Origin of the sequence: Pseudomonas reinekei (genome assembly GCF_001945365.1) — a bacterium.
Classification (GTDB): domain Bacteria; phylum Pseudomonadota; class Gammaproteobacteria; order Pseudomonadales; family Pseudomonadaceae; genus Aquipseudomonas; species Aquipseudomonas reinekei.
This window is the reverse complement of the sequence record NZ_MSTQ01000009.1, coordinates 207649-233837: the sequence shown is the minus strand read 5'-3', so window position 1 is coordinate 233837 and position 26189 is coordinate 207649. Positions and strand designations below refer to the sequence as shown.

Genomic DNA, 26189 nt, shown 5'->3' with positions numbered 1-26189 from the left:
CCGTACAAAAAAGGTCAGGGGTCAGTTCAGGCAATCGGCGTGTCGGCGCAGATTCTGTCGGGCGTAATAGTTGAAAGCGGCGGCGTGGCGTTTCGGCCTGGCAATCCAGTCGTGGGCTTCTCGGCCAAGCTCCGGGATGATCGGCTTGATGGTCCCGGCGCTCATCGCCAGCAACTGCAACTTGGCTGCGCGTTCGATCAACTGCGCGATCACACAAGCCTCCTCGATGGTGGTGCCGGTGGACAACTGGCCGTGGTGGGAAAGCAGGATCGCCCGTTTGTCGCCCAGTGCACCGGCGATCAATTCGCCTTCTTCGTTGCCGACTGGCACACCGGGCCAGCCTTCGAGAAACGCGCAGTCTTCGTAGAGCGGGCAGAGGTCCATGTGGGAAATCTGCAGCGGTACTTCCAGCATCGACAACGCGGCGACATGGGTCGGGTGGGTGTGAATGATGCAGTTCACATCCGGCCGGGCGCGGTACACCCAGCTGTGAAAACGATTGGCCGGGTTGGGCATGCCGTGGCCTTCGAGCACTTCCAGGTCTTCGTTGACCAGTAGCAGATTGCTCGCGGTGATTTCGTCGAAACCCAGGCCCAGTTGCTGAGTGTAGTAAGTGCCAGGTTGCGGGCCGCGGGCGGTGATTTGCCCGGCCAGACCCGAGTCATGGCCATTCTCGAACAGAATACGGCAGGTCAGGGCCAGCTTTTGCCGGTCGGTCCACGTATTATCCGCCAGGGTGTTTTGCATCTGGCTGAGCGCTTGCTTGACCAGTTGATCTTTGGGCAGTGCTAATGTCTTGGCCATATCGGTGTCCTCTTTGGCTGAGTCATGCAGATGACACGAAAGATGCTATATGACACTTTGTGTCATGAGCAAGGACAATTCGTCACCTCCTTGATGGATTAATCGCTCCACATGTCTATCCGTTTGAAATTATTAAGAAAAAAACTTGGGGTAACCCTTGAGGCGCTGGCGGAAAAATCCGGCATGACCAAGAGTTACCTGTCGAAGGTCGAACGCGGGCTCAACACGCCATCGATTGCGGCTGCGTTGAAACTGGCCAAGGCGTTGAACGTGAAGGTCGAGGAATTGTTCTCGGAGGACAACGTCAGCGTCGACAGCTACAGCCTGGTGCGTAGCCACGAGCGGCAACCTTTGGGCGCCAGCGACGACAATCCGGGTTACGCCGTACTGGCCCATCAGGTGAGTGAGCGCAACCTGCTGCCGTTCATCATTTATCCGCCAAGCGAGTTTGCTGACAAAACCTTCAAGGAACATTTGGGCGAAGAGTTTCTGTTCGTCCACGAAGGGCAGGTGGAAGTGGATTTCGTCAGTGAGCGCGTGCTGCTCAATCGGGGTGATGCGCTGCACTTCAACTCACAGAAACCGCACCGGATCCGCTCGGTGGGCGAGGTGCAGGCGCAGTTGCTGGTGGTGGTGCACAGCGCCGAGGAATGAGCAGTCAGGCGCTTTGTGGCGAGGGAGCTTGCTCCCGCTCGACTGCGCAGCAGTCGTAATCCTGGCACCCGCATATTCTTAAAAAAATGCAGGGGCCGCTTCGCAGCCCAGCGGGAGCAAGCTCCCTCGCCACAGGTTCAGTGTTTGCCTCAGACCTCAACTGGCACGGTGAGCTTTGGACTGCCAAGCGCATGGGTCTTCGAATCAAAGAACCGCAATTCCACACCCGTCCCCTCAAAGACCTTCGCGTAATGCCGCTTCTGATGCTGGATGAACGCCTTGCTGCGCGGATAAATCGAGATCGCCAGCACCTGCGGTTTCGCCAGGCGCAGGGCGTGGATGATGTGGCTGTCCTGCTCACCCAGCGCGTGCCCGAAAATGCACAAGCCGTCGCCATGGCCGAGTAGCTGCTCGTAGCAGAACGACAGGTAATCGGAACTGCGGATGGTCTTGAGCTTGTCCGCACTCGGGCCTTCGTTGACGAACAACGGCACGTCGTCGAGGGTCTTGATCGTGTTGTTGATGGCGAAATTGCCCAGCAACGTGCCCTCGGTCGACATCAGTTTGCGCGCCGTACCGTCCTGATTGCGCACCAGGTGCAGCCCGCCATGCAGGTACAGCAAACGGGTTTTATCGGTGGCGGTGACGCTCAGGTCGAAGGCGGGTTCGTCACCCTGGAACAGATCGGTGATCGCCTCGGGTTGATGTTGCACCGCCCAATAATTGAGCAGGTCGTAGTTGGTGGTGAACACCGTGCGATAGGTGCTCAATTCCTGATTGATGGTCGCCAGCGTCGACGGCACCACCAGTCGCCATGGAATGTGCACCGCATGCACGGTGTTGATCAGCGCTTCCTTGATCGCGTAGTAGCGGTTGCGCGGCGCGGCGGAACTCACGGCCAGCGCCTTGTTGACCCGGCTGGTGGTTTTCAGCGCGCTCAGCACCTGCTCGAAACTGCGGCTCTGCATCGCATCGAACACGCTCAGCTCGGAGGGGCTCAGGGGTTTTTCTTCAACAGTGCGGGCGTTTTCAAACAGCGAGTCGTAGCCGAAATCGTCCCACACCGCGCGGCTGGCGCCATTGCCCACCAGCAGGCCGCCGAACGCAGCGCTCTTGCGCAGGGCGTTCCAGTCTTCAAGTTGGGCATCGACATCCTGGAAATCGGTCATTGCGTTGTTCGACTCACGGCAAAGAAAGGGTGATGGGCGGCGACTTTATCACGACCGGGCGCAGAGCCAGCGTGTTCTCACCGGGCACAGCCCGGGCGAAGAACGTTATGCTGCGACATCGTCCGAGCCAACATCACCGAGTCCCTGATGCTGCAAAAAAGCCTGATCCGCCGCCTCGACCTGATCACCCTGCAACTGTTTGTCGCCGTGCACGAAGAGGGCACGCTGACCCGTGCCGCCTCGCGCGAAGCGATTGCCGTGTCGGCGGCGAGCAAGCGTTTGATGGAGCTGGAAGAGGCGCTGGGCATCAGCCTCTTCGTGCGTCAGGCCAAAGGCATGACGCTGACGCCGGCCGGCGAAACCTTGCTGCATCATGCGCGGCAAATGCTGTTCAACGTCGAGAAAATGGGGCTGGAACTGGGCGAGCACAGTCACGGGGTGCGCGGCTATGTGCGGATGCTCGCCAATCTGTCAGCGATCATTCAGTTTCTGCCGGAAGACTTGCGGGACTTTTCCGCGCGTCACCCGCAGGTCAAGACTGATCTCGAAGAACGCCCCAGCGCCGGGGTGATTCAGGGGGTTCTGGATGGCGTGGCTGACCTCGGCATCTGTTCCATCGACAGCGACATCAAAGGCCTGCACAGCGTGTTGTACCGTCCGGACAAACTGGTGGTGCTGATGCCGCCGCATCATCCGCTGGCCAACCGTTCAAGCGTCGCCTTCGCCGATACCCTGGACAGCGATTACGTCGGCCTGCACGCCGCCAGCTCGATCAACATGCGCACCCACGCCGCCGCGCGCGAGGCCGGCAAGGTGCTGCGGGTGCGTATTCATGTGCCGGGCTTCGATGCCATGTGCCGCATGGTCCAGGCCAACATGGGCATCGGCGTCCTGCCGCAGCGGGCCTATGAATTGTTTGGTCGGGCACTGGGACTGACGGCGGTGCCGCTCAGCGACGACTGGTCGGATCGCGCCTTGATCGTGGTGGTGCGTAATGAGGCGTTGCTGTCGCCAGTGAGCCGGATGTTGTTTGAGCATTTGCGTGGAACGGCCTGACAACTCTCGGCTGAATGGTCGAGCCCCTTCGCTAGCAGGCTAGCTGCCACACTGGATACTCGGCACACACAAATCCCCTGTGGGAGCTAGCCTGCTAGCGATGACGGCCAGGAGGTCACGAATATTTCCCGGGCGTTCGCATTTCGCGAACGCCCGTTGCCCACTGAAGGTTGGATTCCTTTGTCCCCGGTCCTCTAGCCTTGGCAGCAATTCCAAGAACAACTAGAGGTCCCCCGCGATGACTGCCCCCTTGAGTGCAATCAAAGTGATCGAGATCGGCACGCTGATCGCCGCGCCGTTCGCCGCGCGCATGCTCGCCGAGTTCGGCGCCGAAGTGATCAAGATCGAAGCCATGGGCCAGGGTGATCCCCTGCGCAAATGGCGCAAGCTGCACGAAGGCACTTCGCTGTGGTGGTACTTGCAATCACGCAACAAAAAATCCCTGGCGTTGAACCTCAAATCCCCCGAAGGCATCGAACTGGTCAAGCAACTGGCGACCAGCGCCGACGTGCTGATCGAAAACCTGCGCCCTGGCGCGCTGGAAAAACTCGGCCTCGGCTGGGATGTGCTGCATGCCCTCAACCCCAACCTGACCCTGGTGCGGATTTCCGGCTATGGCCAGACCGGCCCGTACCGCGACCGTCCCGGCTTCGGCGCCATCGGCGAGGCCATGGGCGGGATTCGCTACACCACCGGCACCCCGGGTTCACCGCCGGCGCGGGTGGGCGTCAGCCTCGGCGATTCCCTGGCTTCGCTGCACGCGGTGATCGGTGCGCTGATGTCGCTGCTGCGGGTCAAGACCGGGCAGGGCGGTGGGCAAATCGTCGATGTGTCATTGGCCGAAAGCGTGTTCAACGTCATGGAAAGCCTGGTGCCCGAATACGACATGCTCGGCCATGTGCGCGAACGCAGCGGCGGTGCCTTGCCGGGCATCGCGCCTTCCAACACGTACCTCACGGCTGATGGCGCCTATGTGGTGATCGCCGGCAACAGCGACCCGATCTATCGCCGCCTGATGAACGTGATTGGCCGCGCTGATCTGGCCGAAGCACCGGAGCTTGCCCACAACGACGGACGTGCGGCCAAGAGCAATCTGCTCGACGCAGCGATCACCCACTGGACCAGCAGCCTGCCCATCGACGACGTTCTGGCCGCACTGGAAGCCGCTGAAGTCCCGGCCGGGCGCATCTATTCGGTGGCCGACATCGTTGCCGATCCGCACTATCAGGCGCGGGACATGCTGCTCAACGCCGAACTGCCGGGCGGCGTCACGGTGAAGATGCCGGGCATCGTGCCGAAACTCTCGCAAACCCCCGGCGGCGTGAACTGGTCTGGTCCCGGTTTGGGCCAGCACACAGACAGTGTCCTCGCGCAATTGGGCCTGACGGCAGCAGACATCGAACGCCTGAAAACTCAAGGAGTGGTGCAATGATCACCGATTATTCCGGGCGCCTGATCGTTCAGGAAGTTTCCCCGCGTGACGGTTTGCAGATCGAGCCGACCTGGGTTGAAACCGTCGACAAAATTACCCTGATCGATCAACTGTCGTTGGCCGGGTTCAGTCGCATCGAGGCCGGGTCGTTCGTGTCGCCAAAAGCCATTCCGGCCTTGCGCGATGGTGAGTGGGTGTTCAAGGGGATCAAGCGGCAACCGGGGGTGATCTATGTCGCGTTGATCCCCAACCTCAAGGGCGCGCAACGGGCAATGGCCTGCAGTGCCGATGAGCTGAACCTGGTGATGTCCGCCAGCCAGACCCACAACCTGGCGAACATGCGCATGCGTTGCGAAGACTCGCTGGCCGCGTTCGGTGAAATCGTCCATTTCGTGCACGGCTCCAAGGTGCGCCTCAACGCCAGCATCGCCACCACCTTTGGCTGTCCGTTCGAAGGCAAGATCGATGAAGACCGGGTGTTGCAGATCGTCGAGGCCTATCAGGAACTCGGCATCCAGGGCATCACCCTGGCCGACACCACCGGCATGGCCAATCCGCGTCAGGTCGACCGCTTGGTGCGGCGGGTATTGCAGCGGGTATCGCCGGCGGATCTGACCCTGCATTTCCATAACACTCGGGGCCTCGGTTTGTGCAACGTGCTGGCTGCCTACGAGGCTGGCGCCCGGCGTTTCGACGCGGCGCTCGGCGGGCTCGGCGGTTGTCCGTTTGCGCCGGGTGCATCGGGCAACATCTGCACTGAAGACCTGGTGAACCTGTGCGATGAAGTCGGCATTGCAACCGGTATCGATCTGCCGTTGCTGCTCAAGCTTTCCCGAGGATTGCCGGCGCTGCTGGGCCACGAAGTGCCCGGCCAACTGGCCAAGGCCGGGCGCAATTGCGACCTGCACCCGATCCCCACCTGACCCGACACAAAACCCTGTGGGAGCGAGCCTGCTCGCAAGAGCGCTGGGTCAGTCGACATCAATGTTGGATGTGACTCAACCATCGCGAGCAGGCTCGTTCCTACAGTGAAAAGCACTTCAACCAGACAACAAAAACAATCGGACACTCCAAGGGAAGTCCGCCTGGAGAACCACAATGAGCCTTAATGCACTGGAAGCCGGCGCGAGCCCGGCCGTTAGCCACGATGAAGAAAAAGCACTGGTCAGCAAGGTCGCCTGGCGCCTGATGCCGCTGATCATGGTCTGCTACCTGTTCGCGTTTTTCGACCGCATCAACATCAGCTTCGCCAAGTTCCAGCTACAGGCCGACCTGAGCCTGAGCGACACCGCTTACGGCCTCGGCGCCGGGCTGTTCGTGGTCGGTTATGTGATTTTCGAAGTGCCGAGCAACATGATGCTGTACAAGGTCGGCGCTCGACGGTGGATCGCCCGGATCATGATGTCCTGGGGCCTGGCCACCGCGTTGATGGTATTCGTCAACAGCGAATGGCAGTTCTACGTCCTGCGCTTCGTGATCGGTGCGATGGAAGCAGGCTTCGCCCCTGGCGTGCTGTATTACCTGACGCTTTGGTTCCCGCAGCACTATCGCGGGCGCATCACCTCAATGCTGTTCCTGTCATCGGCTTTCGCGGGTCTGGTCGGCGCGCCGTTCTCCGGTCTGGTGCTGCAACACCTCGACGGCTTCATGGACATGCGCGGCTGGCACTGGTTGTTTTTGCTGGGCGGCGTGCCGTGCATCGGCCTCGGTTTGCTGGTGCTGACCTTGCTCAAGGACCGCATTGAAGACGCCCATTGGCTGACGCCGTCGGAGAAGACGCTGCTGGCCAGCCGCATCGCGCATCATGAGCCGCACAAGAGTGGTGGCTCGCTGCTCGCGGCGCTAAGGATTCCGGGCTTCCTGACCCTCGGTTTGATCTATTTCCTGATTCAGGTGGCGTCTTACGGCTTGAACTTCTGGGCGCCGCAACTGATTCGCAGCGCAGGCACCGAGAGCCCGGTGATGATCGGTCTGCTGACCGCCATTCCGTACATCTGCGGCGCGATCAGCATGGTGGTGATCGGGCGCCTGTCCGATGCTTGCGGCGAACGCCGCAAGTTTGTCGCCGGCCTGGTCGCGGTAGGGGCTATCGGCTTCTTCTGCGCGGGGATCTTCGCCAACCACACAACGTTCCTGATCGTCGCGCTGGGCCTGCTCGGCGCCGGGATCATCGCCTCGATCCCGAGCTTCTGGACCCTGCCACCGAAACTGCTGGCCGGTGCCGGCGCGGGGGCTGCGGGCGGGATTGCGGTGATCAACACCCTGGGCCAGTTCGGCGGCATTGTCAGCCCGGTCATGGTCGGCCGCATCAAGGATCTGACTGGCAGCACCACACCGGCGCTGTATGTGATTGGCGTCTGCGCACTGATCGCGGTGGCGCTGCTGATGTGGGGACTGCCGCAGAAACTGCGCACCCTCGACAAGTTTTAAAAGAACCCAGCCTTCGGCAGCACCTACAGGGACCACGCATCCCCGTAGGAGCTGCCGGAGGCTGCGATCTTTTGATCTTCAAGAAGTCGCTACCACTGCTTTTCCCGCCACCCCACCAAACTGAATCAACACCACCCCGCCAATCAACAACACTGCTCCAATCACCTTGGGCAATGACACCTGCCGCTCTACCAATCCGAACCAGCCAAAGTGGTCGAGCAACAGCGAAGCCACCACTTGCCCCGCCAGCGCCAAAGCCATGAACCCCGAAGCGCCGAGCTTGGGCAACAACACCAGCGCCAGAGAAATAAAACACACGCCGAACGCGCCACCGGCCCACATCCACAGCGGTGCCTTGCTAATAAATACCAGCGAAGGCAGCGGCAAACGCAGCGCCAGCATGATCGGCAACAACACCAGAATACTCACCACCAATGAGGCCAAAGTTGCCCACAACGGATGACCCAACCCGCGCCCGAGATTGACGTTGATCGCACTCTGAAACGGCACCACCGCCCCGGCGAACGCAGCCAGCAGCAGGCCGGCCCAATGCAACGTACTCATGTTCATTCTCCAACAGGTTTTGCTGGACTCTAGAGTATTCGTCGCGCAGATTTAAATTCCGTTTTGCTATTCAGAGCATGCATCAGATGAATGATCTGCGCCGTATCGATCTCAACCTGCTGGTGATCCTCGACGCCTTGCTCAACGAGCAGCACGTCACCCGTGCCGCCGAACGTTTGCACCTGAGTCAACCGGCGGTCAGCCATGCGCTGGCGCGGTTGCGCGATCTGCTCGGCGATCCGTTGCTGGTGCGCGCCGGTTCCAGCCTTGTACCGACGTCGCGAGCGCTGGAACTGATGGCGCCGCTGGCCGAAGCCCTGGCCCAAGTGCAATCGCTGCTCGCGCCCAACACTTTTGATCCGGCCACCGCCAAACGCACCTTTCGTCTGGCGATGTCCGACTACGGCGCCGCCATCGTCCTGCCAGGGTTGATCCGTACACTGCGCCGTGAGGCACCGGGCATCGACCTGCAAATCAGCCACGCCAGCCGCGAAGGCATGCTCGAAGGCGTGCTCAACGGTGATATCGATATCGCCGCTGCCGTATTTCCAGAAATACCCAACGAGTTACGCAGCACCCCATTGTTCGAAGAGCGCTACGCCTGCCTGGTGGATCGCAGCAGCCTGCCTGAAACAGGCACCCTCGACTTGGCCACCTATCTAAGCCGCCCGCATGTCCTGCTGGAAATGCGCGGCAGCGGCACCCCGGAAATCGAGCGCGCCCTGACCAGCCTGCGCGAACGCCGCCGTGTCGCCGTCAGCCTGCCGCACTGGCGCGTCGCCCCGGAATTCATCAGCGGCACCGACCTGATCCTCACCGTCGCCTCCCGGGCTTTGCGCGACATCGATGAGTCGACCTTGGTCGTCGTGCCGCCGCCGTTTGAGATTCCATCCTTTACCTTTGTATTGGTGTGGCACAAGCGGCGGGGCGGGGATCAGGCGTTGAATTGGTTGAATGAGCGAATTGCCGAGGGGATAAAGCGATAAGGGTTTTCTAAATGAGTTTTACCAACTGGAAGGCGGAAGTCGACGCGTATGAAAGACGCGTAGTACCTGAAGCCGACCTTCACGAACCCGATAGGGAATCAAATAGGGGCGATCAGGCATGACCCATTCCCGAGTACCGGGTAAACGTCCCTCACGGCCTGTCGCTGGAAAGCGGGCGAGGTGATCGACACTGGCTAGAACAGCCTGAACGAAATCTGCTGCCGCTTTTGGATTCTCGATGGCGATATACGCGGCTTCGTCATCCAGATTTTTTAACGCCGTACGCAACCACTCAACGCGCATTGGCCGTCCACTTATCAGCGATTGCGGTCACTTCCTCTTGTGTGGCGAAGTCACCCTCATCGGCTTCTTTCAAGGCTTTCTGGATTTCCTCGATTTGCCACGCTTCACGGGCCAGGTATTCGCGCAACGCATCCACAGCCAAAAAAGATTTGCTGCGCCCAGTTGCTTTGGAAAGTCTGGCGAGGGTATCGGCGATTTCGTCGGGTACGCGCAGAGACATGACTGACATGACGGTCTCGATGTAGTGGTTTGTAATACAACATAGTACACCGTCATCTAGGGTGCACAGCCTGGCCGTTCGTCTGTCGAGATGTTTCAGTCGACAGGCAACGACTGATATAGACTGGCGCCCATTCACCAAACCGTGCAAAAGGACTTCCCATGACCCCCTCGCTGCTGATGGCCGTGCTCGCCTCGGGATTCATTTATGGCATCACCCCGGGACCGGGCGTGCTGGCGGTGTTTGGCATTGGTGCGGCGCATGGGCGGCGGGCGGGGGCGGGGTTTCTTTGCGGGCATTTGCTGGGGGATGTGATTTGGTGCAGCACCGCGCTGGTGGCGATTGTCGGGGCGCGGGAAATCGGCAGCACCGCGTTTGATGTGCTGGGCGTGCTCAGTGGCCTCTATCTGTTCTGGCTCGGCTGGCGTGCGGTGAGGGCGCGCCGCAACAGTGCCGATGCGCCGCAAGGCCCGGCGCGCCAGCCGTTTTGGCATGGCATCCTGTTCGGCCTGACCAACCCGAAGGCGTACCCGGTAGCGGTGGCCACGTTCACGGCATTGCTGTCGAGCCGCGCCGAGTTGCTGACCTGGTCGATGTTGCCGTGGCTGATATGTCTGAGCTTTGTTGGCGGCCTTATCGCCTACGCTATCCTCATCGGCATTGTCGGAGCGCAGCGGGTACGCACCTTGTATCAACGTCATGAGCTGGCGATTACGCGGTTGTGCGGGGTAATGTTCATCGGTTTTGCTATCAATGCTTTGGCCCATGCGCTGCCGGGGCTGGTGACGAACAAGGCTTGACGCTGATCGCCCGGATGCATCAGCCGCACACGTACGGGTCAGGGATGGGTTTTTATTGCTGCATTGTTCGGACACGCGCTCGGCACCATGACCATCAGAAATTCCGCGCCGCTGGCGAGCTACATCGACCTCCTGCTGGACGCCGTTTGCGCGGTCGACAAACAAGGTCGCTTCGTTTTTGTCAGCGCCGCCTGTGAGCGCATTTTCGGCTACAGCCCCGACGAGTTGATCGGCCAGCCAATGATCGATCTGGTGCACCCGGCCGATCGCCAGCGTACCCTCGACGCCGCCCGCGAGATCATGGACGGCGAGCCCAAGCTCAACTTCGAAAACCGTTACCTGCGCAAGGACGGCCAGGTGGTGCACATTCTCTGGTCGGCGCGCTGGTCGGAGGTCGATCAGTTGCGCATTGCTGTGGCTCGCGATATCACCGAGCGCAAGCAGGCCGAGTCCCGGCAGGCGGCACTTTATGCGATTTCCGAAGCAGCCCATGCGGCGGAAGACTTGCTGGCGCTGTTCAAACGCATCCACCTGATCATCGGCGAGTGGTTGCCGGCGCTAAATTTTTCCGTGGCGTTGTATGACGAGCACTGTGCAGAGCTGAATTTCCCCTACCACGTCGACGACCTCGGACCTCAACCCGAGCAGCCCGGCACGATCACCGCTCGGCTGTGTGCCGAAGTTATCCGCAGCGGTCTGCCGATCCTGCTGACCCCGGGGCAGGAACATCCACCCGGGGGCTTCGAGGCGCTGGTGACCGGGCAGAACTCGCCGTGCTGGCTCGGCGTGCCGCTGAACTCACAGAACGGCACCATCGGCGCACTGATCGTCAAAAGCATTCCGGGGGGCGAGCGTTACACCGAGCAGGATAAAGAGCTGTTGCAGTATGTCTGCGCGCAGATCGCGACGGCGATCGAGCGCAAGCAATTGCACGAGCGGTTGCAGCGCATGGCCCAGTACGATCAGTTGACCCAGCTGCCCAACCGCGGATTGCTGCGTGACCGGCTCAAAATCGCAATCGAGGCGGCGCGTGAGGCACAGGGGCGCATGGCGCTGCTGTACGTCGACCTCGATCGCTTCAAGCAGGTCAACGACACCCACGGCCATGCGGTGGGCGACATGCTCCTGCAAACCGTGGCCAATCGGCTCAAGGGCTGCGTGCGCGAAACCGACACGGTGGCGCGCATCGGCGGCGACGAATTCGTGGTGTTGTTGCACAGCATCCACGCCTCGGGCGATGCCGATTGCGTGGCCGGGAAAATCCGTCAGGTGCTGGCCGCGCCGCTGCGCCTGGACGGACACAGCCTGAACATCCAGCCCAGCATCGGCGTCGCCCAATACCCCGAACACGGCACGGAAGAAAAACAGTTGTTCCGTCACGCTGATGAAGCGATGTACACCGCCAAGCGCGAACATCACCTGCGGCTCGTCTGAAAAAAATCGCCACCGTTCGTCGTGGCGATTTCAGGTTTTCTAAACCTTTTGGTGCGCGAAAATTCAGATTCTATGCGGGCTCCAGCTCGCCGCGATTAATACCAAGAGGTAGAGAATCATGCCTAACTCAAGAAACTCGAACTCGGGAAACTTCGCCAACGATCGAACCAAGGCCTCTGAAGCCGGTCGCAAAGGTGGGAAAACCACTACAACGACTGTCGATAAAGAGCCTGCGAAACCCGATATGGGCCGCAAGCCCGCACAGAAATCCAAGTAAGGATGAAGGTGGTTTTGATTGAGAAGCGGGGGCGAAAGCTCCCGTTTGAATTTGAAGAGGAGGGCGCGACCATGAGCCCGATGACCATCCGATTACGCAACAGCGGTTTTGCCGTATTACTGGGCCTGTGCGCCACTAGCGCCTTTGCCCAGACACCCACCGAATTCATCAACGATGCCTCGGCCAAAGGTGTGGCCGAAATCGAAGCCAGCCGCCTGGCGCATCAGAAGGCGGAATCCAAAGAGGTCAAGGATTACACCATCGTCGTGATCAACGACCGCACCACCGCCAACCAGCATCTGGCGAAAATCGCCAAGCAACTGGACCTGCCGGTGGCGCCCCGCGAAGAGGTTGTGGAGAAAGCCAAGACCTTGATGCCTGAGGTCATGGACGGCGCGACGTTCGATGAGGCATATGCCGCGAGCCAGGTGAAGACGACTCAGGAAGCCATTGAGCAGCTTGAGCAAACGGCGCAAACCACCGATGTACCGCAAATCAAAGCCTTCGCCGAAGAAACCTTGCCCAAACTGCAAAACCATCTGCAAATGGCCAGGGCGCTGCAGGCCAGTCGCTAGCCACCCATCAGCATTTATTCAAATTCTGATTGCCATTTTCCTGGACGACGGTGCCGTCCAGGGAAACGGTCTGGCCCTCGCCAAGCTGCCGATACTGCTTTCTCAGCGCCTCCAGTTCCTTGAGGTCCAACGCCTCAAGCCCGAGCATCGCGTTCTGCGCCTCCTGGGTCACCCGCAGCAATTCATCGACCTTCAAATGCAAAATGTCCGTGTCGCGGTTCTGCGTGTTCTGGATCAGGAACACCATCAGGAACGTGATGATGGTGGTCGAGGTGTTGATGACCAGCTGCCAGGTGTCGTTGTAACCAAAAAACGGCCCGCTCACCGCCCACAAAAAAATCAGAATGATCGCGCCCATGAAGGTGGTGGGACTGCCGGCCCACAGGGCGAGTTTCTGCGCGACTTTTGCGAATTTCATGGCCGTGTTCCTTATCAGAAGGCGCTTGAATTTCAGACAGTGGCGGTAAGGTGAAAATTCGATGTGACTGAACATCCGTTTTTCTGAAACCTTTGATGATGTTCAACGCGGTATCGTAGCGACCCGAGGACAACACACCGACAGGAGAACGCAATGAGTTGGTCTGCCAAACAATACGTCGCTTTTGAAGATGAACGCACCCGTCCCGCCCGCGACCTGCTGGCGGCGGTCCCCGCCGGGGACGTGCGCTCGGCCATCGACATCGGTTGCGGCCCCGGCAATTCCACCGAGTTGCTGGTAGAGCGTTTTGCCGGTGCTGCGGTGCGTGGCCTGGACAGTTCCACCGACATGATTGAAGCGGCACGCAAGCGCTTGCCGCAGGTGCGGTTCGACCTTGCGGACATCGACACCTGGCAGGAAAGCGGCCCGTTCGATGTGATTTTTGCCAACGCAGTGCTGCAGTGGGTGCCGGACCACGCCACGTTGCTGCCTTCGCTGGTGAGCAAACTTTCTCCCGGTGGCAGCCTGGCCATCCAGATGCCGGACAATCTGAATCAACCCTCGCATCGCCTGATGCGTGAAGTTGCGGCTGACGGCCCATGGGCGGGCAAACTGGCGGGCGCCGCTGACCAGCGAACTGACATGGAAAGTGCCAGCGGCTACTACTCGATACTAAAAGCCTGTTGCACCCGTGTCGATGTGTGGCGCACCACCTATCATCACCCATTGGCGGGCGGTGCCTCGGGTGTGGTCGAGTGGTTCAAGGGCAGCGGATTGCGACCGTTTCTCGAACCGCTGGATGAGGCGGAGCGGGCGCAGTACCTGAAGCAGTATCAGGCCGCTATCGAAAAGGCTTATCCGGCTTTGAGCGATGGTTCAGTGCTGTTGCCGTTCCCACGTTTGTTTTTGGTGGCAACGCGATGATGTAAAAAAGGGACAGATGACCTTGGAGTCATCTGTCCCTTTTCTTGACCGCCCGAATCATTACGGCAGCTTGTTCTTTTTCGAGCGGCGGGCGCTCAAGTATTCAAATGCAAAGGAGGCAAAGCCGAACAACCCGATCATTGAAATGATCATGATCCCCAACTCTGAACTGGCCATGTTGATCTCTTAGCGGAAGGTGAGCCGAGAGAATAGGGGATCTTTCTCCGGGCTCAACGCCTTGCTACGGTTTCTTTACTGCCGCACGAAGATCGATACGAAAAATATACGAGCGCCTTCAAAGGCGCCCGAATAACCGTCAGGACGTTTCCGCATCCATGCGCCGGGCGATCACATCCAGCACATCGCAACCATCGCGCAATGGTATGGCGCACAACAATGCGAAGTCGCTGAGAATCACCGAGTCGGTGCTGATTTCACCGCGCATCGCGAGGTTTTCGAGAACCTGCGTCACGGCACCGATTCGATATCGGGCGCTGCTGAGCAGTGAGTGCAGCGGTTGGGTGGTGTTGACGTAAAACGAGGGGAGGTCGTCGGCGTTGCTGGTTAAAGCCATGAACTCTTGCATGAGTGATTTCCGTGTAATTTTGAATTAACCACTCCATCGTCGCCAAACAAAGGGTGGCAGCTGTACGCGGGTTGGCGAACCGGGACACGGCAAAACCGGCAGATCCTAAGATCTCCCACGCACAGCTACCAAAAAACAGGCAGCACAGTGCGTTCAAAAGCACACCGATTAACAGCTCGGAAGCTTCTGCACCGTATCGTCGAGTCGCCAAACCCGACACGCCATTTGGGCGCACTCGGACTATAGGTCTCATGACAAACGCACGGCAATGCGCAAGTGTACGGACATTTCCCAGACTATTGTAGGACGTTGCTTTTTCTGAAAAACGGCTTCGATTGAGCGCTCTAAGTTCGGGGGTGGACCCCGCGGTTCACTAAATGCCGGCCATAAAAAAACCGGCCATCAAGGCCGGTTTTTTCTGTCTCTACAGCCCCCGTCAAAACTCTCTTAACGTGAGACTAAAAATTCGATTGGAGCGGGTGAAGGGAATCGAACCCTCGTTATCAGCTTGGGAAGCTGGAGTAATGCCATTATACGACACCCGCTCAGAGCGGTGACTTTGTACCAGATGTGCGCAGGGAAATGAAGTTTTTCTTTGTGCCAGACGGCTTTAGCGCAGGTGACACGGGGCAACGACCGTATGACGGTCTGTCGCGGGCAAGCTTCGCGGTTACAGGAATACGTTCAACACTGTAGAGCGAAACTTGCTCGCGATGACGCTGTTTCAAATGGCCAATGCATGGTGGTCCTGGACGTAGTGGTAACGCGGTCGGCTTTCGTGCAGCGCCGGCTTCAGGAACCCCATCAGGGCGTTGCGGCTGTCTCGGCAGGCGGCTTTGTGTTCCATGTCGAGAAAATGGCCGGTGGCTTCGAGGGTGGTGAAGGTGGCGTTTTGCACGTGGTTGGCGAATAACCGGGCGCCATCGGCGGCGGTGTATTCGTCCCATTCGCCGTTCATGAACAGCACTGGCACGTTGATTTTTTCCGAGGCTTTCAAGAAGCACTGGCGGTCGCTGTGCAGCAGGTCGTTGATGTGGAAGTGCATCTGCCCGTATTCGTGATCGGCCAGGCTGCTGACGTGCCGGTAGTTGAAACGCTTGAACAGCGACGGCAGGTGTTTGCCGATGGTGCTGTTGACCAGATTGCCGACCCGGTCGCCATCACGGCTGCCAAGGTAATCCACACCGCGCTCAAGGTAGTCGAGCATGTGTGCGTTGATCTCCGGGGAGAACGAGCTGATCACGGCTTTTTCGATGCGCCGTGGCCGGTGGGCGAGGGCGACCAGGGTCGCGGCGCCACCCCAGGAAAACGACAGCACGTGTTCGGCGGCGAAGTGGTCGATCAGCTCCAGGAGGATCTGCCCTTCGACTTCCTTGGTCAGCAATTTCTCATGCAGGTTGTGGGCTTTGGACTTGCCCGCGTAGGGCTGGTCGTAGCAGACCACATTGAACTGCGGGTGAAGGTTCTTCACGGTTTGTGCAAACGACGCAGTCGTGGCCATCGAGCCGTTGACCAGGATGATGGTCTTCTCTGCGGCGTCTGCGCGATAGAACTCCGTGTAAACCCGATACTGACCCTGTATATCCAGCACAGCGATTTCTGGCCTCATGTCATAAGACTCCTGGCAAGCGGGTATGCGCGCAAAAGAGATTGCACGAGCTTTGTGACAGGTAGGCATATGCCTGGAATTTTGAGAGGCCCATGTCGATCCAGTGCAGTCCGGTCGACGGGTATTGTTATTGGCGGGCAGTCTGCCGGGTGAGGCCGGAACCCAAGGGTTCCTACCGGCAAAAAGTTTCTTAGAAGTATGTGGTGACTTGTCGGTCACATTTCGGCCGACGTCCTGATTCAAGCAGGGGTCACATCATTGCGCAAGTGCCGTTGGTAAATTGTTAGACAACTTCTGCTCAGCGGTAGGCTGCTTAGATCAATTCGATCTCATCAACCCTCAGCGGACGGTATTCGCCGGTTTTTAACGCGTCGTCGAGCACCAGTGGGCCCATGCGTTCGCGGTGCAGGCGCAGCACTTTGTTGTTGAAGTAGCCAAACATGCGCTTCACCTGATGATAGCGACCTTCGACGATGCTCAGGCGCGCGCACTTCGGCCCGAGCAGCTCGAGCCCGGCGGGCTGGGTGGTGAGGTCTTCGAAGGCGAAGTACAAGCCTTCGTTGAATTTGATCGCGTATTCGGGGCCGATGACTTGCTCGGTTTCGACGTAGTAGACCTTCGGCAGTTTGGTCTGCGGCTGGGTCAGGCGTCGTGACCAGCTGCCGTCGTTGGTGATCAGCATCAGCCCGGTGGTGTTGAAGTCCAGGCGTCCGGCGATGTGCAGTTCGTCCTTGTCCGGTTCATGGATCAGGTCGAGCACGGTCGGGTGTTGCGGGTCGCGAGTGGCGCTGACGCAACCGGCAGGCTTGTTCAGCATGAAGTGGCGCAACGGTTTGCCGGTCTGCAGCACTTCGTCGTCGACCTCGACGCGACTGAACTCGCGGACTTCGCTGTGCGGATCGCTGACGATTTTGCCGTCAATCCTGATGCGTTTTTCGACCAGCAACAGGCGCACTTGCTTACGGTTGAAGCGAGGCAAGTTGCTGAGGAAGCGGTCGACGCGCATGACTTAAGGATCGGTAAAGAAAGGGCCGAGCATGTTACGCGATCGGCCGCGTCGCTGCTTGCAACTGCGCCTCGACGTCGGCACAACGCGGGCACAGGCACGCGGCGTTGCGCAGTTCGGCGGGCAGCGCTTCAAGCACCGCCGGGTCGATGCTGACGCCGTAGCACCAGCATGCCCGGTCAGCGGTTCGCGGGTCGGCCAGGGCGCAGTCGTTGGGTGCGCCGCAGGCGGGGCAGAGATCAGGCGGGTTCATAACTGGAGTGAGGCATTTCCACGCAGGTGCGGTTGCGGCCACTTTGTTTGGCCCGGTACATCGCATGATCGGCCCGCGACAGCAAGGTGTGCAAGGTGTCATCGGTTTGCAGGGTGGTCAGGCCGATGCTGACGGTCAGATGCAGGGTGCTGCCGTTGTAGGCATAACGCTGTTGCTCCACATGCTGGCGAATTTTCTCGGCGATCATCAGACCGGTCTCACCATCGGTGTCCTTGAGCAGCACGATGAATTCTTCACCGCCCCAGCGACAGACGATGTCGGAATGCCGCAGGCAGCTCTCCAGGTCCCGGGCAAAGCCGATCAGTACCTGATCACCCGCGAGGTGGCCGTAGGTGTCGTTCAGGGCCTTGAAGTGGTCCAGGTCCAGCAGCAACGCTGTCAGCGGTTTCGGCTCGCGCTGGGCTTCGTGCATGGCTTGCGCGGCGAGCAGGTCGAAGCCGCGACGGTTGGGCAGGTCAGTCAGACTGTCGAGGGTGGCCTGGGCCTGGATCCTGCTCTGATAGCGTTTGATCACCCGATTGAGCAGGGCCAGCACGGTCAACGTGACGATCAGGCAGATCAGCAGGTTGAGGTACAGCGAGCGACGGATGTCACTGAGGTCGCCGTCTTCGCGTTTGTCGACAAACAGATACCAGTTCAACTCCGGGATGAACCGAACGTTGAGGAAATGTCCCTGGCCTTCGCCGGAATATTCGAAGCTGCCGCTGTGGGGTTTGGGCAACTGGCTGACCAGGTTCTTCATGCTGTCGAGTTCGCCCAGGGTCTGCCCGATACGTGCGCCGTCCGGTCCACCCTCGGCGCCGGTCAGCACCACGCGTCCGAACGTGTCGACGAAGTACACGCTGCGCTGGTAGCGCTGCTGGTATTTGTCGATCAGTTTGATCACTGCATCGACCGTCAGTCCGACACCGGCGGCGCCGATGAAGCGGTCGTTGTAGTCGTGGACTTTGTAGTTGATGAAGACCGTCAGGTTGTCTTTGTTGGCGAGGTCCGGGTCGACGTTGATCTCGTAGGGATCCTTCATGTCGCGCACGCGAAAGTACCAGGCATCGCGTGGCTCGGTGGCCTTGACCTGCTTGAGCACGCCTTTGGCGTGGTAGTACGTCAGGCTGGCGTTGGAGACGAAGAACGCGGTGTAGGCGCCGTAGTGGGTCATGACCTCGTTGAGGTAGCGGGTCATCTGGTCGGAATCTTTTTCACCGTTGACCACCCAGTCGCGCATGAAGGTGTCGCGGGCCATCATCGAGGAAATCAGGATCGGTCTGACAAGGTCTTTCTGGATTTCCGAGTACACCGTGTCCGAAGTCAGCGGCAGTTCGGTGTTGACGATGTTGTCGCGGATCGACGCCCGCGAGGCGTAGTAACTGAGAAAAGACGTGGCGAGGAAACCCGCGCCCAGCAACGCGACCAGCGTGAGGATCAACGAACGTTGAGAATACAGCGGCGAGCGAAGCGGCATGGCAATTCCGTTGTCAGTATTCCGATGGCATGCATTCTAGTGGCACTGCCGGGAAATAACTGCTCTATGTGCGCCGCGAATGGTCATAAATCTTGCCCGGGCCTTGTGGGAGCGAGCTCGCGATCGCGCAGTATCAGACACCCATGAGGGGCGTGCTGACGTCATCGCGAGAAAGCTCCCACAGGCACACTGTCAGACGAGGCTTTTCAGATACGCACGCCATCCGCCGAGCTGGCTGATGTCGGTCGCGCCCTGCAAGCCATACGCCTCGCAAATAAAACCGCTCTCCCAGCGACCGTCCGCCAGTTGCACCTTGCCCAACCCCAACGGTGCGGGAATCCCGGTCAGGAACGAGCCCAATTCGTTGCTTGGCAACTCCCACACTTCCACGGCAATCGCCACGCCACCGTCCTTTACCCGAACCATGCCGGGACGAAACGGCGGGCCACCGGCCAGGGCGTACAGTTGATAGTCCGGTGAGCTGAATGTCGTTTCCACCCATCGCCCACCGCGCTGCTTGAGCTGCCAGTTCAGCGCCAAACCGTCCAGGTGCGCACCACAGACCACCAGTCGGGCGCGGTCATTGCGCGCAACGGTCGTCGGCGCAGGCGTTGCCAGACCTTGTTGGCGCTGCAAACCGTGCGCCACGCTCAATAGATATTGATCGGTAAACGCCCGGCCAAACAGCGTCACGCCCCACGGTAAACCATTGCCCATGAAGCCGCTCGGCACGGCGATGGCGGCGTAGTCCAGCAGGTTCATGAAGTTGGTGTAGTAGCCCAATTCGGAATTGCGCTGCACCGGTTCGGCGGCGAGTTCTGCCAGGGTGACGGGGCGGCCAATGGTCGGCGTGACCACGCAATCGAGGTTTTCCAGCGCTTTGTCGCACAGGGCTTTCAACGCTTGCAGGCGGTACTGGGCGCGGAAGGTTTGCACGCCGCTGACGGCTGGCGCCTTGGCCAGCACGGCACGAATCACCGGCAGCACGGCTTCGGGATTCTGCTCCATCAGCTCGCCAGCCACGCTATAGCGCTCGGCCACCCAAGGACCTTCATAGAGCAGGCGCGCCGCTTCAAGGAATGGCGTGAGATCCAGTTCCACCGCTTCGCCGCCCAGGCGCTTGAGTTGCTCGATCGCATCACCGAACAACACGGGGCCTTCAGCACAACCGAAAAACGCCAGGTCTTGTGCGCGGGGCACGCCGAAGCGGAACGGGCGCGGCGTGCCAAACGCCGAGCCGTCATTCCACAGCGGATTGTCGCGGCTGTACTCATCCCGGGGGTCGAATCTGGCGGTCAATGCCAGCAACTGACTGGCTTCCTGGGCGGTCGCCGTAAATGTGGTCACACAATCCAGCGTGCGACAGGCCGGCACCACCCCGGCGGTGGAAATCAGCCCCTTGGTGGCTTTCATCCCGACCAGATTGTTCAACGCCGCCGGTACGCGGCCCGAGCCTGCCGTGTCGGTGCCCAAGGAGAAACTCGCGACACCGAGCGCCACGGCCAACGACGAACCGGCACTGGACCCCCCCGACGGATAGTCCGGCAGCACGCTGTTCGGGCAAACGCCATACGGCGAGCGACTGCCGTTGAGGCCCGTGGCGAATTGATCGAGATTGGTCTTGCCCAACGGCACCGCGCCCAGCGCCAGCAGTTGCTCAACGATGGTTGCCGAACGCTGTGGCACGTAAGCAAAGGCCGGGCACGCTGCGGTGGTCGCGATACCCGCCAGATCAATGTTGTCCTTGATCGCGAAGGGCACGCCGTACAACGGCAGGCTGTCGATGTCGCGACCGTCGAGGGCCGCCAGATACGGTTCCAGTTCCTCGACACTCAGCAAGTGGATGAACAGGTGATAGTCGGGGTTCAGCGCCGCGGCTTTGTCCCGCAGGCTCAGCAGCAATTGCCGGGGCGTGGTGCTGCCGTCGCGGTAAGCGTTGCGCAGGGCGTCGAGTTGCAGATTGATATTCATGGCGTGAGTCCTTGTCAAAATGGGTTCAGTCGAGTTCCAGCACCACGACGCGCTGTCCGGCGCGCACGGCCGAACCGGGTTGCACGCGAATCTCGCGGACGACGCCGGCCATCGGCGCGAGCACAGGGATTTCCATCTTCATCGACTCCAGAATCACCAGCACATCACCGGCCTCGACCCGGCTGCCGGTTTCCACCTGCACCTGCCAGAGGTTGCCGGCGATGTGGCTGTCGACGCTCTGTTGGCCGCTGCCCAGCGGCGAATCCTCGGTCGCTTCCGGAGCCAGTTCCTCGCTGTCGAAATGCGCCTGGCCGCTGGCGATCCAGCGCTCGCGTTCGGCGTTGAACGCGGCTTGTTGTTGACGACGAAAAGCGTCGATGGTCTCGGCTTCCTGTGCCAGGAATGCCTGGTATTGCGCCAGGTTCAGCTGGCTGTGCTCGATGTTCAGGTCGAAGCGCCCAAGGGGGAAATCCCGGCGAATACGCAGCAGTTCATTGGCGCTGACCGGGTAGAAACGGATCTGGTCGAAGAAGCGCAGCAACCACGGTTTGCCCTCGAACGCGGCGACGTCGCGGTAGCGGTTCCACATCTGCAAGGTGCGCCCGACAAACTGATAGCCACCGGGGCCTTCCATGCCGTACACGCACATGTAGGCGCCGCCGATGCCCACCGAGTTCTCGGCGGTCCAGGTGCGGGCCGGGTTGTACTTGGTGGTGACCAGGCGGTGGCGCGGGTCGAGCGGGGTGGCGACCGGCGCACCGAGGTAGACATCGCCCAGGCCCATCACCAGATAGCTGGCGTCGAACACCGTGCGCTGCACTTCATCGAGGTTCGGCAGGTCGTTGATGCGGCGGATGAACTCCAGGTTGCTCGGGCACCACGGCGCGTCCTTGCGCACGGTGGTCATGTACTTCTCGATCGCCAATTGGCACGCCGGGTCGTCCCAGGACAGCGGCAGGTGGACGATGCGCGACGGGACTTGCAGGTCCTTGGCGGCACACACCGCGTCCCATTCGCCGGCCACGATGCCGAGCAGGTCTGCCAGTGGCAGTTGTTCGGGCTGGTAGTGGATTTGCAGCGAGCGGATGCCGGGGGTGAGGTCGATCACGCCGTGCAGGGTTTTGCTTTCCAGGGCCTGCATCAGTGCGTGGGCGCGGAAGCGCAGGACGAGGTCGAGTTCGGGGGCGCCGATTTCGAGCAGTAGATGTGTATCGCCGGACAGGCGTGCCACCAGCCGCGTGTCTCCCTCACCCAACTCCAAAACAACAGGCGACATAAGCGCTAGGGGGAGCTGGCTTGGCAGCGATGAAGTTGATGCGGTGTCTGGTCGGGCACCATCGCTGGCAAGCCAGCTCCCACAGGTGCCCCAGTTGCAGGCGAGATTTCTGGCGGTCTTCAGGTCTACCGGCAAAAACTGCACCTTGTCCCCCGCCTTCAACTGCCCCAGTTGCCATAGATCCGCCTCGATCACTGTCACCGGGCATACAAACCCACCAAGGCTCGGGCCATCCGGGCCGAGGATCACCGGCATGTCACCGGTAAAATCCACCGCGCCAATCGCATACGGATTGTCATGAATGTTCGACGGGTGCAGACCCGCCTCGCCACCGTCGGCACGCACCCATTGCGGCTTCGGGCCGATCAGGCGCACGCCGGTGCGGCTGGAGTTGAAGTGCACTTCCCACTGCGTGGCGAAGAAGGTACCGATGTAGTTTTCGGTGAAATATTCCGGGGCGCCGTGGGGGCCGTAGATCACGCGGATCTGCCGCACGGTTGGCAACGCGGTCACGTGTTCTTGCGCCAGTTGCTGACCGACGCTGCGATCGCTCAGCGCGGGCACATGCAACACGTCGCCGGCACGCAAGGCGCGACCGCCGTGACCCCCAAACTGACCGAGGGTGAAGGTGCTTTTACTGCCCAGATAATCCGGGACTTGCAGGCCGCCGCGCAGGCACAGGTAGCTGCGGGCCCCGCTGCCGGCGATGGTGCCGAGGCTCAACGTCTCCCCTGCGGGAATCAGCAATGCCGTGTTCATCGGCACGGTTTCGCCGTTCAGCGTCAACGGAATCACCGCCCCGGTCACGGCAACCACGGCGTCGCAATTGAAGCGCAGCAGCGGTCCGCTCATGGTGATTTCCAAAGCCGCCGCGCCTTCTTCATTGCCCAGCAAACGGTTGCCCAGACGCAACGCGCGACTGTCCATCGGCCCCGACGGCGGAACGCCAACGGCCCAGTAACCGAGGCGGCCGGGATAGTCTTGCACGCTGGTTTGGGTGCCGGCGCTGATCACCTCAAAGGTGTTGGCCTGATACACCAGGCCCTCCAGGCAGCGGGTCCATGGCTGGCCGCTGGCGAAGGGCGCATCGAGCAGAATCTGCCGCAGGTAGTCGCGATTGGTTTCCACGCCATACAGCAGGCTGTCGCCGAGGGCACGATGCAAATCGGCGCGGGCTTCTTCACGCGTTGGCGCCCAGTTGATGACCTTGGCGATCATCGGGTCGAAGTACGGAGGGATCTCGCAACCCGCTTCGACCCAAGTGTCGATGCGCAGTTGGATGCCGTTGGCGGTCGGGAAATTCACGGCAGTGAGCAAGCCCGGGCTCGGCTGGAAATCCCGGCCCGGATCTTCGGCATACAAGCGCGCCTGAATCGCATGGCCCTCGGGTTGCAAGCCCTGCATCAGCTCGCTCAGCGGCGGCAAGTCACCGGCTGCCAGTTGCACCATCCAGCGCACCAGGTCCACGCCCCACACTTGCTCCGTGACGCCATGCTCCACTTGCAAGCGCGTATTCACTTCAAGGAAATAGAAGCGCTGGGCGTCACTGTCGAAGACGAACTCCACGGTGCCGGCGCTGCGGTAGTTCACGGCTTTGGCCAGCTTGATCGCGGCGGCGCAGAGTTCATCGGCCATGCCGTCCGGCAGGTTCGGCGCCGGGGTTTCTTCGAGGACTTTCTGGTTGCGCCGCTGCACCGAGCAGTCGCGCACACCGAGGGCAATCACCTCGCCACAGCCGTCGCCAAACACCTGCACTTCCAGATGCCGGGCGCGCTGGATGTACTTCTCGATGAACACACCGGCGTCGCTGAAATTGTTCTGCCCCAGGCGTTTGACCGCTTCGAAGGATTCACTCAACTCGGCCGCACTGCGGCACACACGCATGCCGATGCCACCGCCGCCAGCGGTGCTCTTGAGCATCACCGGGTAGCCGACCTGTTCACCGGCAGTCAGCGCGGCGTCGAGGCTGTCGAGCAGTTCGGTGCCTTCGAGCATCGGCACGCCGTGTTGTTTGGCCAGGGCGCGGGCGGTGTGCTTGAGGCCGAACACGCGCAGTTGCTCTGGCGTCGGGCCGATGAAGGCGATGTCGGCGGCTGCGCAGGCTTCGGCGAACGCGGCATTTTCCGAGAGAAAACCGTAGCCGGGATGGATCGCCGTGGCACCGGTGGACTTGGCAATGGCGAGGATCTTGTCGACCGCCAGATACGTGCCGGCGGCGGCACCTTCGCCGAGGCTGTGGGCCTCATCGGCTTGCAGGATGTGCAGGCTGGCGGCATCGGCTTCGGAGTACACGGCGATGCCCTGGACGTGCAGCTCACGCAGGGTGCGCAGGATGCGGCAGGCGATGGCGCCACGGTTGGCAATCAGGACTTTTTCGAACATGGCATAACCCCTGAAGGGGATGCGGGCCGTCCCGCAGTTTTTCGACAGGCATCCGGGACGTCCCGGATGTAGAAATCCACATCAACTGTAGGAGCTGGCAAGCCAGGTCCTACAGGGATTAACTGTGTTTTTACTTTTTGAGGCACTGGCCTGAACGGGCCTGGCACAGGCCAAACAGCCAGCGCCGCAACCGCGAAAATTTCAGTTCCATACCAGCAGCTCCGCAGGGGTCGGGTTGTAGGCGTTGCACGGATTGTTCAGTTGTGGGCAGTTGGAGATCAGCACGATCACGTCCATCTCGGCGCGCAGATCGACGTATTTGCCCGGTGCGGAGATCCCGTCTTCGAAGGTCAGCCCGCCGTCAGCGGTGACCGGCACGTTCATGAAGAAATTGATGTTCGGCCCGATGTCGCCCTTGCCCAGTCGGCCATCGTGGACACAGGCTCGCAGGTAGTTGTCGCGGCAGCTGTGCATGTAGCGTTTTTCCAGGGCGTAGCGCACGGTGTTGCTCTCTTGCGCGCAGGCGCCGCCGAGGGTGTCGTGACGGCCGCAGGTGTCGGCGACGATGGTCAGCATCGGCTTGCCAAGGTTGGAATAGAGCACGCTGCCGGTGCTCAAGTAGACGCTGTTCTGCCGGCGCAAGGTGCGCTGTACGTCGTAGCGTTCCTTCGGATTGGCCACGCTGTAGAACAGGGTGTCGACTGCCTGATTGCCTTCGAGGTCGAGAATGCGCAGGGTCTGGCCGGCCTTGACCTCCATCAGCCAGGGTTCGCCGGCGGGAATCGTGGCGCGGTAGATCGCGGTTTCTGGCTGCTTTTCAGTATTGATGAGAGCGAGTGACATGGCTGCGATCCTCAGGCGAACAGACGGTCGGTGTTGATGAAGCCGCGCTCGTTTTCCGGGCGCGAGGTGCGGCAGTGTTCGGCGACGCTGGCGTCGGCGTTCATCCAGCTGAGCTTCAGTGGTTTCGGTGCGTATTGCGGCGACGGGTCCATCGGGTGTTGCAGGGCGGTGAGCACCACCAGCGTGTCCATCGGTGCGTACAACTCGATGTAATCGCCGGCCTTGGAATTGCCCTCGACAAAGTGGAAGCGTCCGGCGTCGTCGACGTTGACGCGGCTGAACAGGTTGAGGGTCATCAGCAAATCCGACAGGCCCAGACCCCACTTGCCCAGTTCCACCAACAGGTTGTCGGTGCCGTTGCGGAAGAAGCCGTTGCGCAGTTCCTGATAGCGCCCGGCGCCATATTTTTCGGCGACTTCTTCAGCGCAAAGCACGCCGCCGAGGCTGTCGCTCCAGCCGCAGGTGTCGGCGGTGATGGCCGCGAGCACGCGGCCCATGTCCGAGTACAGGCAATGGCCGGTGGTGAGCTTGGCGGTGTGTTGGCACTTGAGGCTGTCGGGAAGGTTCAGGCGTTCGGTTTTTTCATTGGCGTTGAGCAGCGTCAGGCTGACGTTGGCGCCACCGCGAATGTCGGTCAGGCGCAGCAGTTGGCCGCGTTTCAAAACGAAGGAACGATGGCCGCCACCGGGGAGCATTTCTTCGGCGAAGGGTGGAAACAGTTGGGTCGAATCAGTCAT

At 60.6% G+C, this 26189-nt stretch carries 26 protein-coding genes and 1 tRNA gene; 11 read left to right on the top strand and 16 right to left on the bottom strand.

The features are described 5' to 3' along the window. Positions 1 to 21: 21 nt before the first annotated feature. Positions 22 to 804, bottom strand: a complete 783-nt coding sequence (locus tag BVK86_RS17115) for an aldolase (protein WP_075947531.1) — start codon at positions 802 to 804, stop codon at positions 22 to 24. 111 nt (positions 805 to 915) lie between these two features. Between BVK86_RS17115 and BVK86_RS17110 the strand changes: the two genes are divergently transcribed. After that, a complete protein-coding gene (locus tag BVK86_RS17110) occupies positions 916 to 1458 on the top strand; it encodes a helix-turn-helix domain-containing protein (RefSeq protein ID WP_034150121.1) in 543 nt (180 codons plus the stop codon). A 149-nt stretch (positions 1459 to 1607) separates the two neighbouring features. On the opposite strand, the gene BVK86_RS17105 is transcribed toward BVK86_RS17110, so the two are convergent. Beyond that, positions 1608 to 2627, bottom strand: a complete 1020-nt coding sequence (locus tag BVK86_RS17105; protein WP_075947530.1) for a DUF4917 family protein — start codon at positions 2625 to 2627, stop codon at positions 1608 to 1610. A 147-nt stretch (positions 2628 to 2774) separates the two neighbouring features. Between BVK86_RS17105 and BVK86_RS17100 the strand changes: the two genes are divergently transcribed. From BVK86_RS17100 to BVK86_RS17085, 4 genes are all read left to right on the top strand, one after another. Beyond that, positions 2775 to 3683, top strand: a complete 909-nt coding sequence (locus BVK86_RS17100; RefSeq protein ID WP_075947529.1) for a LysR family transcriptional regulator — start codon at positions 2775 to 2777, stop codon at positions 3681 to 3683. Between the two features lie 238 nt (positions 3684 to 3921). After that, positions 3922 to 5115, top strand: a complete 1194-nt coding sequence (locus tag BVK86_RS17095) for a CaiB/BaiF CoA transferase family protein (RefSeq protein ID WP_075947528.1) — start codon at positions 3922 to 3924, stop codon at positions 5113 to 5115. Further along, complete coding sequence (locus BVK86_RS17090) at positions 5112 to 6038, top strand: hydroxymethylglutaryl-CoA lyase (RefSeq protein ID WP_075947527.1); 927 nt, start codon at positions 5112 to 5114, stop codon at positions 6036 to 6038. Before BVK86_RS17095 ends, BVK86_RS17090 begins: the two co-directional genes overlap by 4 nt. Before the next feature lie 175 nt (positions 6039 to 6213). Then, positions 6214 to 7545, top strand: a complete 1332-nt coding sequence (locus tag BVK86_RS17085; protein ID WP_075947526.1) for an MFS transporter — start codon at positions 6214 to 6216, stop codon at positions 7543 to 7545. Positions 7546 to 7623: 78 nt separating this feature from the next. On the opposite strand, the gene BVK86_RS17080 is transcribed toward BVK86_RS17085, so the two are convergent. Further along, on the bottom strand, positions 7624 to 8109 hold the full coding sequence (locus BVK86_RS17080) for a DMT family transporter (RefSeq protein ID WP_075947525.1): 486 nt from the start codon (positions 8107 to 8109) through the stop codon (positions 7624 to 7626). Positions 8110 to 8186: 77 nt separating this feature from the next. Between BVK86_RS17080 and BVK86_RS17075 the strand changes: the two genes are divergently transcribed. After that, on the top strand, positions 8187 to 9095 hold the full coding sequence (locus BVK86_RS17075) for a LysR family transcriptional regulator (RefSeq protein WP_075947524.1): 909 nt from the start codon (positions 8187 to 8189) through the stop codon (positions 9093 to 9095). 18 nt (positions 9096 to 9113) lie between these two features. On the opposite strand, the gene BVK86_RS17070 is transcribed toward BVK86_RS17075, so the two are convergent. Together BVK86_RS17070 and BVK86_RS17065 are read right to left on the bottom strand one after the other, a co-directional pair. Next, on the bottom strand, positions 9114 to 9398 hold the full coding sequence (locus BVK86_RS17070; protein ID WP_075947523.1) for a type II toxin-antitoxin system RelE/ParE family toxin: 285 nt from the start codon (positions 9396 to 9398) through the stop codon (positions 9114 to 9116). Further along, complete coding sequence (locus BVK86_RS17065; protein ID WP_075947522.1) at positions 9388 to 9627, bottom strand: CopG family ribbon-helix-helix protein; 240 nt, start codon at positions 9625 to 9627, stop codon at positions 9388 to 9390. Before BVK86_RS17065 ends, BVK86_RS17070 begins: the two co-directional genes overlap by 11 nt. A gap of 152 nt (positions 9628 to 9779) precedes the next feature. On the opposite strand from BVK86_RS17065, the gene BVK86_RS17060 reads away from it, so the two are divergent. From BVK86_RS17060 to BVK86_RS17045, 4 genes are all read left to right on the top strand, one after another. After that, positions 9780 to 10418, top strand: coding sequence for a LysE family translocator (locus tag BVK86_RS17060; RefSeq protein WP_075947521.1), 639 nt, complete (start codon positions 9780 to 9782; stop codon positions 10416 to 10418). 87 nt (positions 10419 to 10505) lie between these two features. Beyond that, positions 10506 to 11852: a sensor domain-containing protein gene (locus BVK86_RS17055; RefSeq protein WP_075947520.1), complete on the top strand. Its 1347-nt coding sequence runs from the start codon at positions 10506 to 10508 to the stop codon at positions 11850 to 11852. A gap of 118 nt (positions 11853 to 11970) precedes the next feature. Next, complete coding sequence (locus tag BVK86_RS17050) at positions 11971 to 12129, top strand: KGG domain-containing protein (protein ID WP_034150113.1); 159 nt, start codon at positions 11971 to 11973, stop codon at positions 12127 to 12129. Positions 12130 to 12200: 71 nt separating this feature from the next. Beyond that, complete coding sequence (locus BVK86_RS17045; protein WP_075947560.1) at positions 12201 to 12704, top strand: DUF4142 domain-containing protein; 504 nt, start codon at positions 12201 to 12203, stop codon at positions 12702 to 12704. 7 nt (positions 12705 to 12711) lie between these two features. On the opposite strand, the gene BVK86_RS17040 is transcribed toward BVK86_RS17045, so the two are convergent. Continuing rightward, a complete protein-coding gene (locus tag BVK86_RS17040) occupies positions 12712 to 13122 on the bottom strand; it encodes a low affinity iron permease family protein (RefSeq protein WP_075947519.1) in 411 nt (136 codons plus the stop codon). 153 nt (positions 13123 to 13275) lie between these two features. Between BVK86_RS17040 and tam the strand changes: the two genes are divergently transcribed. Continuing rightward, positions 13276 to 14046 (top strand): trans-aconitate 2-methyltransferase, encoded by a 771-nt coding sequence (gene tam, locus BVK86_RS17035; protein ID WP_075947518.1) that lies wholly within the window; start codon positions 13276 to 13278, stop codon positions 14044 to 14046. A 316-nt stretch (positions 14047 to 14362) separates the two neighbouring features. On the opposite strand, the gene BVK86_RS17030 is transcribed toward tam, so the two are convergent. From BVK86_RS17030 to BVK86_RS16985, 10 genes are all read right to left on the bottom strand, one after another. Continuing rightward, positions 14363 to 14632: a short-chain dehydrogenase gene (locus BVK86_RS17030; protein WP_075947517.1), complete on the bottom strand. Its 270-nt coding sequence runs from the start codon at positions 14630 to 14632 to the stop codon at positions 14363 to 14365. Positions 14633 to 15103: 471 nt separating this feature from the next. After that, a tRNA-Gly gene (locus tag BVK86_RS17025) sits at positions 15104 to 15177 on the bottom strand. Between the two features lie 179 nt (positions 15178 to 15356). Continuing rightward, positions 15357 to 16241: an alpha/beta fold hydrolase gene (locus BVK86_RS17020; protein WP_075947516.1), complete on the bottom strand. Its 885-nt coding sequence runs from the start codon at positions 16239 to 16241 to the stop codon at positions 15357 to 15359. Between the two features lie 313 nt (positions 16242 to 16554). Further along, positions 16555 to 17247 carry a pseudouridine synthase gene (locus BVK86_RS17015; RefSeq protein ID WP_075947515.1) on the bottom strand — a complete coding sequence of 231 codons (693 nt, stop codon included), beginning with the start codon at positions 17245 to 17247 and terminating at the stop codon, positions 16555 to 16557. 34 nt (positions 17248 to 17281) lie between these two features. Continuing rightward, positions 17282 to 17500, bottom strand: coding sequence for a cysteine-rich CWC family protein (locus BVK86_RS17010; RefSeq protein WP_075947514.1), 219 nt, complete (start codon positions 17498 to 17500; stop codon positions 17282 to 17284). After that, the gene (locus BVK86_RS17005; RefSeq protein WP_075947513.1) at positions 17487 to 18980 is read right to left on the bottom strand and encodes a sensor domain-containing diguanylate cyclase; all 1494 of its coding nucleotides are present in this window, start codon (positions 18978 to 18980) and stop codon (positions 17487 to 17489) included. Before BVK86_RS17005 ends, BVK86_RS17010 begins: the two co-directional genes overlap by 14 nt. A gap of 192 nt (positions 18981 to 19172) precedes the next feature. Continuing rightward, positions 19173 to 20951 (bottom strand): allophanate hydrolase, encoded by a 1779-nt coding sequence (gene atzF / locus BVK86_RS17000; protein ID WP_075947512.1) that lies wholly within the window; start codon positions 20949 to 20951, stop codon positions 19173 to 19175. Between the two features lie 25 nt (positions 20952 to 20976). Then, the gene (gene uca / locus BVK86_RS16995) at positions 20977 to 24609 is read right to left on the bottom strand and encodes an urea carboxylase (RefSeq protein WP_075947511.1); all 3633 of its coding nucleotides are present in this window, start codon (positions 24607 to 24609) and stop codon (positions 20977 to 20979) included. Between the two features lie 201 nt (positions 24610 to 24810). Continuing rightward, positions 24811 to 25452: an urea amidolyase associated protein UAAP2 gene (locus BVK86_RS16990; RefSeq protein WP_075947510.1), complete on the bottom strand. Its 642-nt coding sequence runs from the start codon at positions 25450 to 25452 to the stop codon at positions 24811 to 24813. Between the two features lie 11 nt (positions 25453 to 25463). Further along, positions 25464 to 26189, bottom strand: coding sequence for an urea amidolyase associated protein UAAP1 (locus BVK86_RS16985; RefSeq protein WP_034150080.1), 726 nt, complete (start codon positions 26187 to 26189; stop codon positions 25464 to 25466).

Coding starts and splice junctions, on each gene's coding strand:
- BVK86_RS17115 (WP_075947531.1), bottom strand. CDS start 804: ATGGCCAAGACATTAGCACTGCCCAAAGATCAACTGGTCAAGCAAGCG.
- BVK86_RS17110 (WP_034150121.1), top strand. CDS start 916: ATGTCTATCCGTTTGAAATTATTAAGAAAAAAACTTGGGGTAACCCTT.
- BVK86_RS17105 (WP_075947530.1), bottom strand. CDS start 2,627: ATGACCGATTTCCAGGATGTCGATGCCCAACTTGAAGACTGGAACGCC.
- BVK86_RS17100 (WP_075947529.1), top strand. CDS start 2,775: ATGCTGCAAAAAAGCCTGATCCGCCGCCTCGACCTGATCACCCTGCAA.
- BVK86_RS17095 (WP_075947528.1), top strand. CDS start 3,922: ATGACTGCCCCCTTGAGTGCAATCAAAGTGATCGAGATCGGCACGCTG.
- BVK86_RS17090 (WP_075947527.1), top strand. CDS start 5,112: ATGATCACCGATTATTCCGGGCGCCTGATCGTTCAGGAAGTTTCCCCG.
- BVK86_RS17085 (WP_075947526.1), top strand. CDS start 6,214: ATGAGCCTTAATGCACTGGAAGCCGGCGCGAGCCCGGCCGTTAGCCAC.
- BVK86_RS17080 (WP_075947525.1), bottom strand. CDS start 8,109: ATGAGTACGTTGCATTGGGCCGGCCTGCTGCTGGCTGCGTTCGCCGGG.
- BVK86_RS17075 (WP_075947524.1), top strand. CDS start 8,187: ATGCATCAGATGAATGATCTGCGCCGTATCGATCTCAACCTGCTGGTG.
- BVK86_RS17070 (WP_075947523.1), bottom strand. CDS start 9,398: ATGCGCGTTGAGTGGTTGCGTACGGCGTTAAAAAATCTGGATGACGAA.
- BVK86_RS17065 (WP_075947522.1), bottom strand. CDS start 9,627: ATGTCAGTCATGTCTCTGCGCGTACCCGACGAAATCGCCGATACCCTC.
- BVK86_RS17060 (WP_075947521.1), top strand. CDS start 9,780: ATGACCCCCTCGCTGCTGATGGCCGTGCTCGCCTCGGGATTCATTTAT.
- BVK86_RS17055 (WP_075947520.1), top strand. CDS start 10,506: ATGACCATCAGAAATTCCGCGCCGCTGGCGAGCTACATCGACCTCCTG.
- BVK86_RS17050 (WP_034150113.1), top strand. CDS start 11,971: ATGCCTAACTCAAGAAACTCGAACTCGGGAAACTTCGCCAACGATCGA.
- BVK86_RS17045 (WP_075947560.1), top strand. CDS start 12,201: ATGAGCCCGATGACCATCCGATTACGCAACAGCGGTTTTGCCGTATTA.
- BVK86_RS17040 (WP_075947519.1), bottom strand. CDS start 13,122: ATGAAATTCGCAAAAGTCGCGCAGAAACTCGCCCTGTGGGCCGGCAGT.
- tam (WP_075947518.1), top strand. CDS start 13,276: ATGAGTTGGTCTGCCAAACAATACGTCGCTTTTGAAGATGAACGCACC.
- BVK86_RS17030 (WP_075947517.1), bottom strand. CDS start 14,632: ATGCAAGAGTTCATGGCTTTAACCAGCAACGCCGACGACCTCCCCTCG.
- BVK86_RS17020 (WP_075947516.1), bottom strand. CDS start 16,241: ATGAGGCCAGAAATCGCTGTGCTGGATATACAGGGTCAGTATCGGGTT.
- BVK86_RS17015 (WP_075947515.1), bottom strand. CDS start 17,247: ATGCGCGTCGACCGCTTCCTCAGCAACTTGCCTCGCTTCAACCGTAAG.
- BVK86_RS17010 (WP_075947514.1), bottom strand. CDS start 17,500: ATGAACCCGCCTGATCTCTGCCCCGCCTGCGGCGCACCCAACGACTGC.
- BVK86_RS17005 (WP_075947513.1), bottom strand. CDS start 18,980: ATGCCGCTTCGCTCGCCGCTGTATTCTCAACGTTCGTTGATCCTCACG.
- atzF (WP_075947512.1), bottom strand. CDS start 20,951: ATGAATATCAATCTGCAACTCGACGCCCTGCGCAACGCTTACCGCGAC.
- uca (WP_075947511.1), bottom strand. CDS start 24,609: ATGTTCGAAAAAGTCCTGATTGCCAACCGTGGCGCCATCGCCTGCCGC.
- BVK86_RS16990 (WP_075947510.1), bottom strand. CDS start 25,452: ATGTCACTCGCTCTCATCAATACTGAAAAGCAGCCAGAAACCGCGATC.
- BVK86_RS16985 (WP_034150080.1), bottom strand. CDS start 26,189: ATGACTGATTCGACCCAACTGTTTCCACCCTTCGCCGAAGAAATGCTC.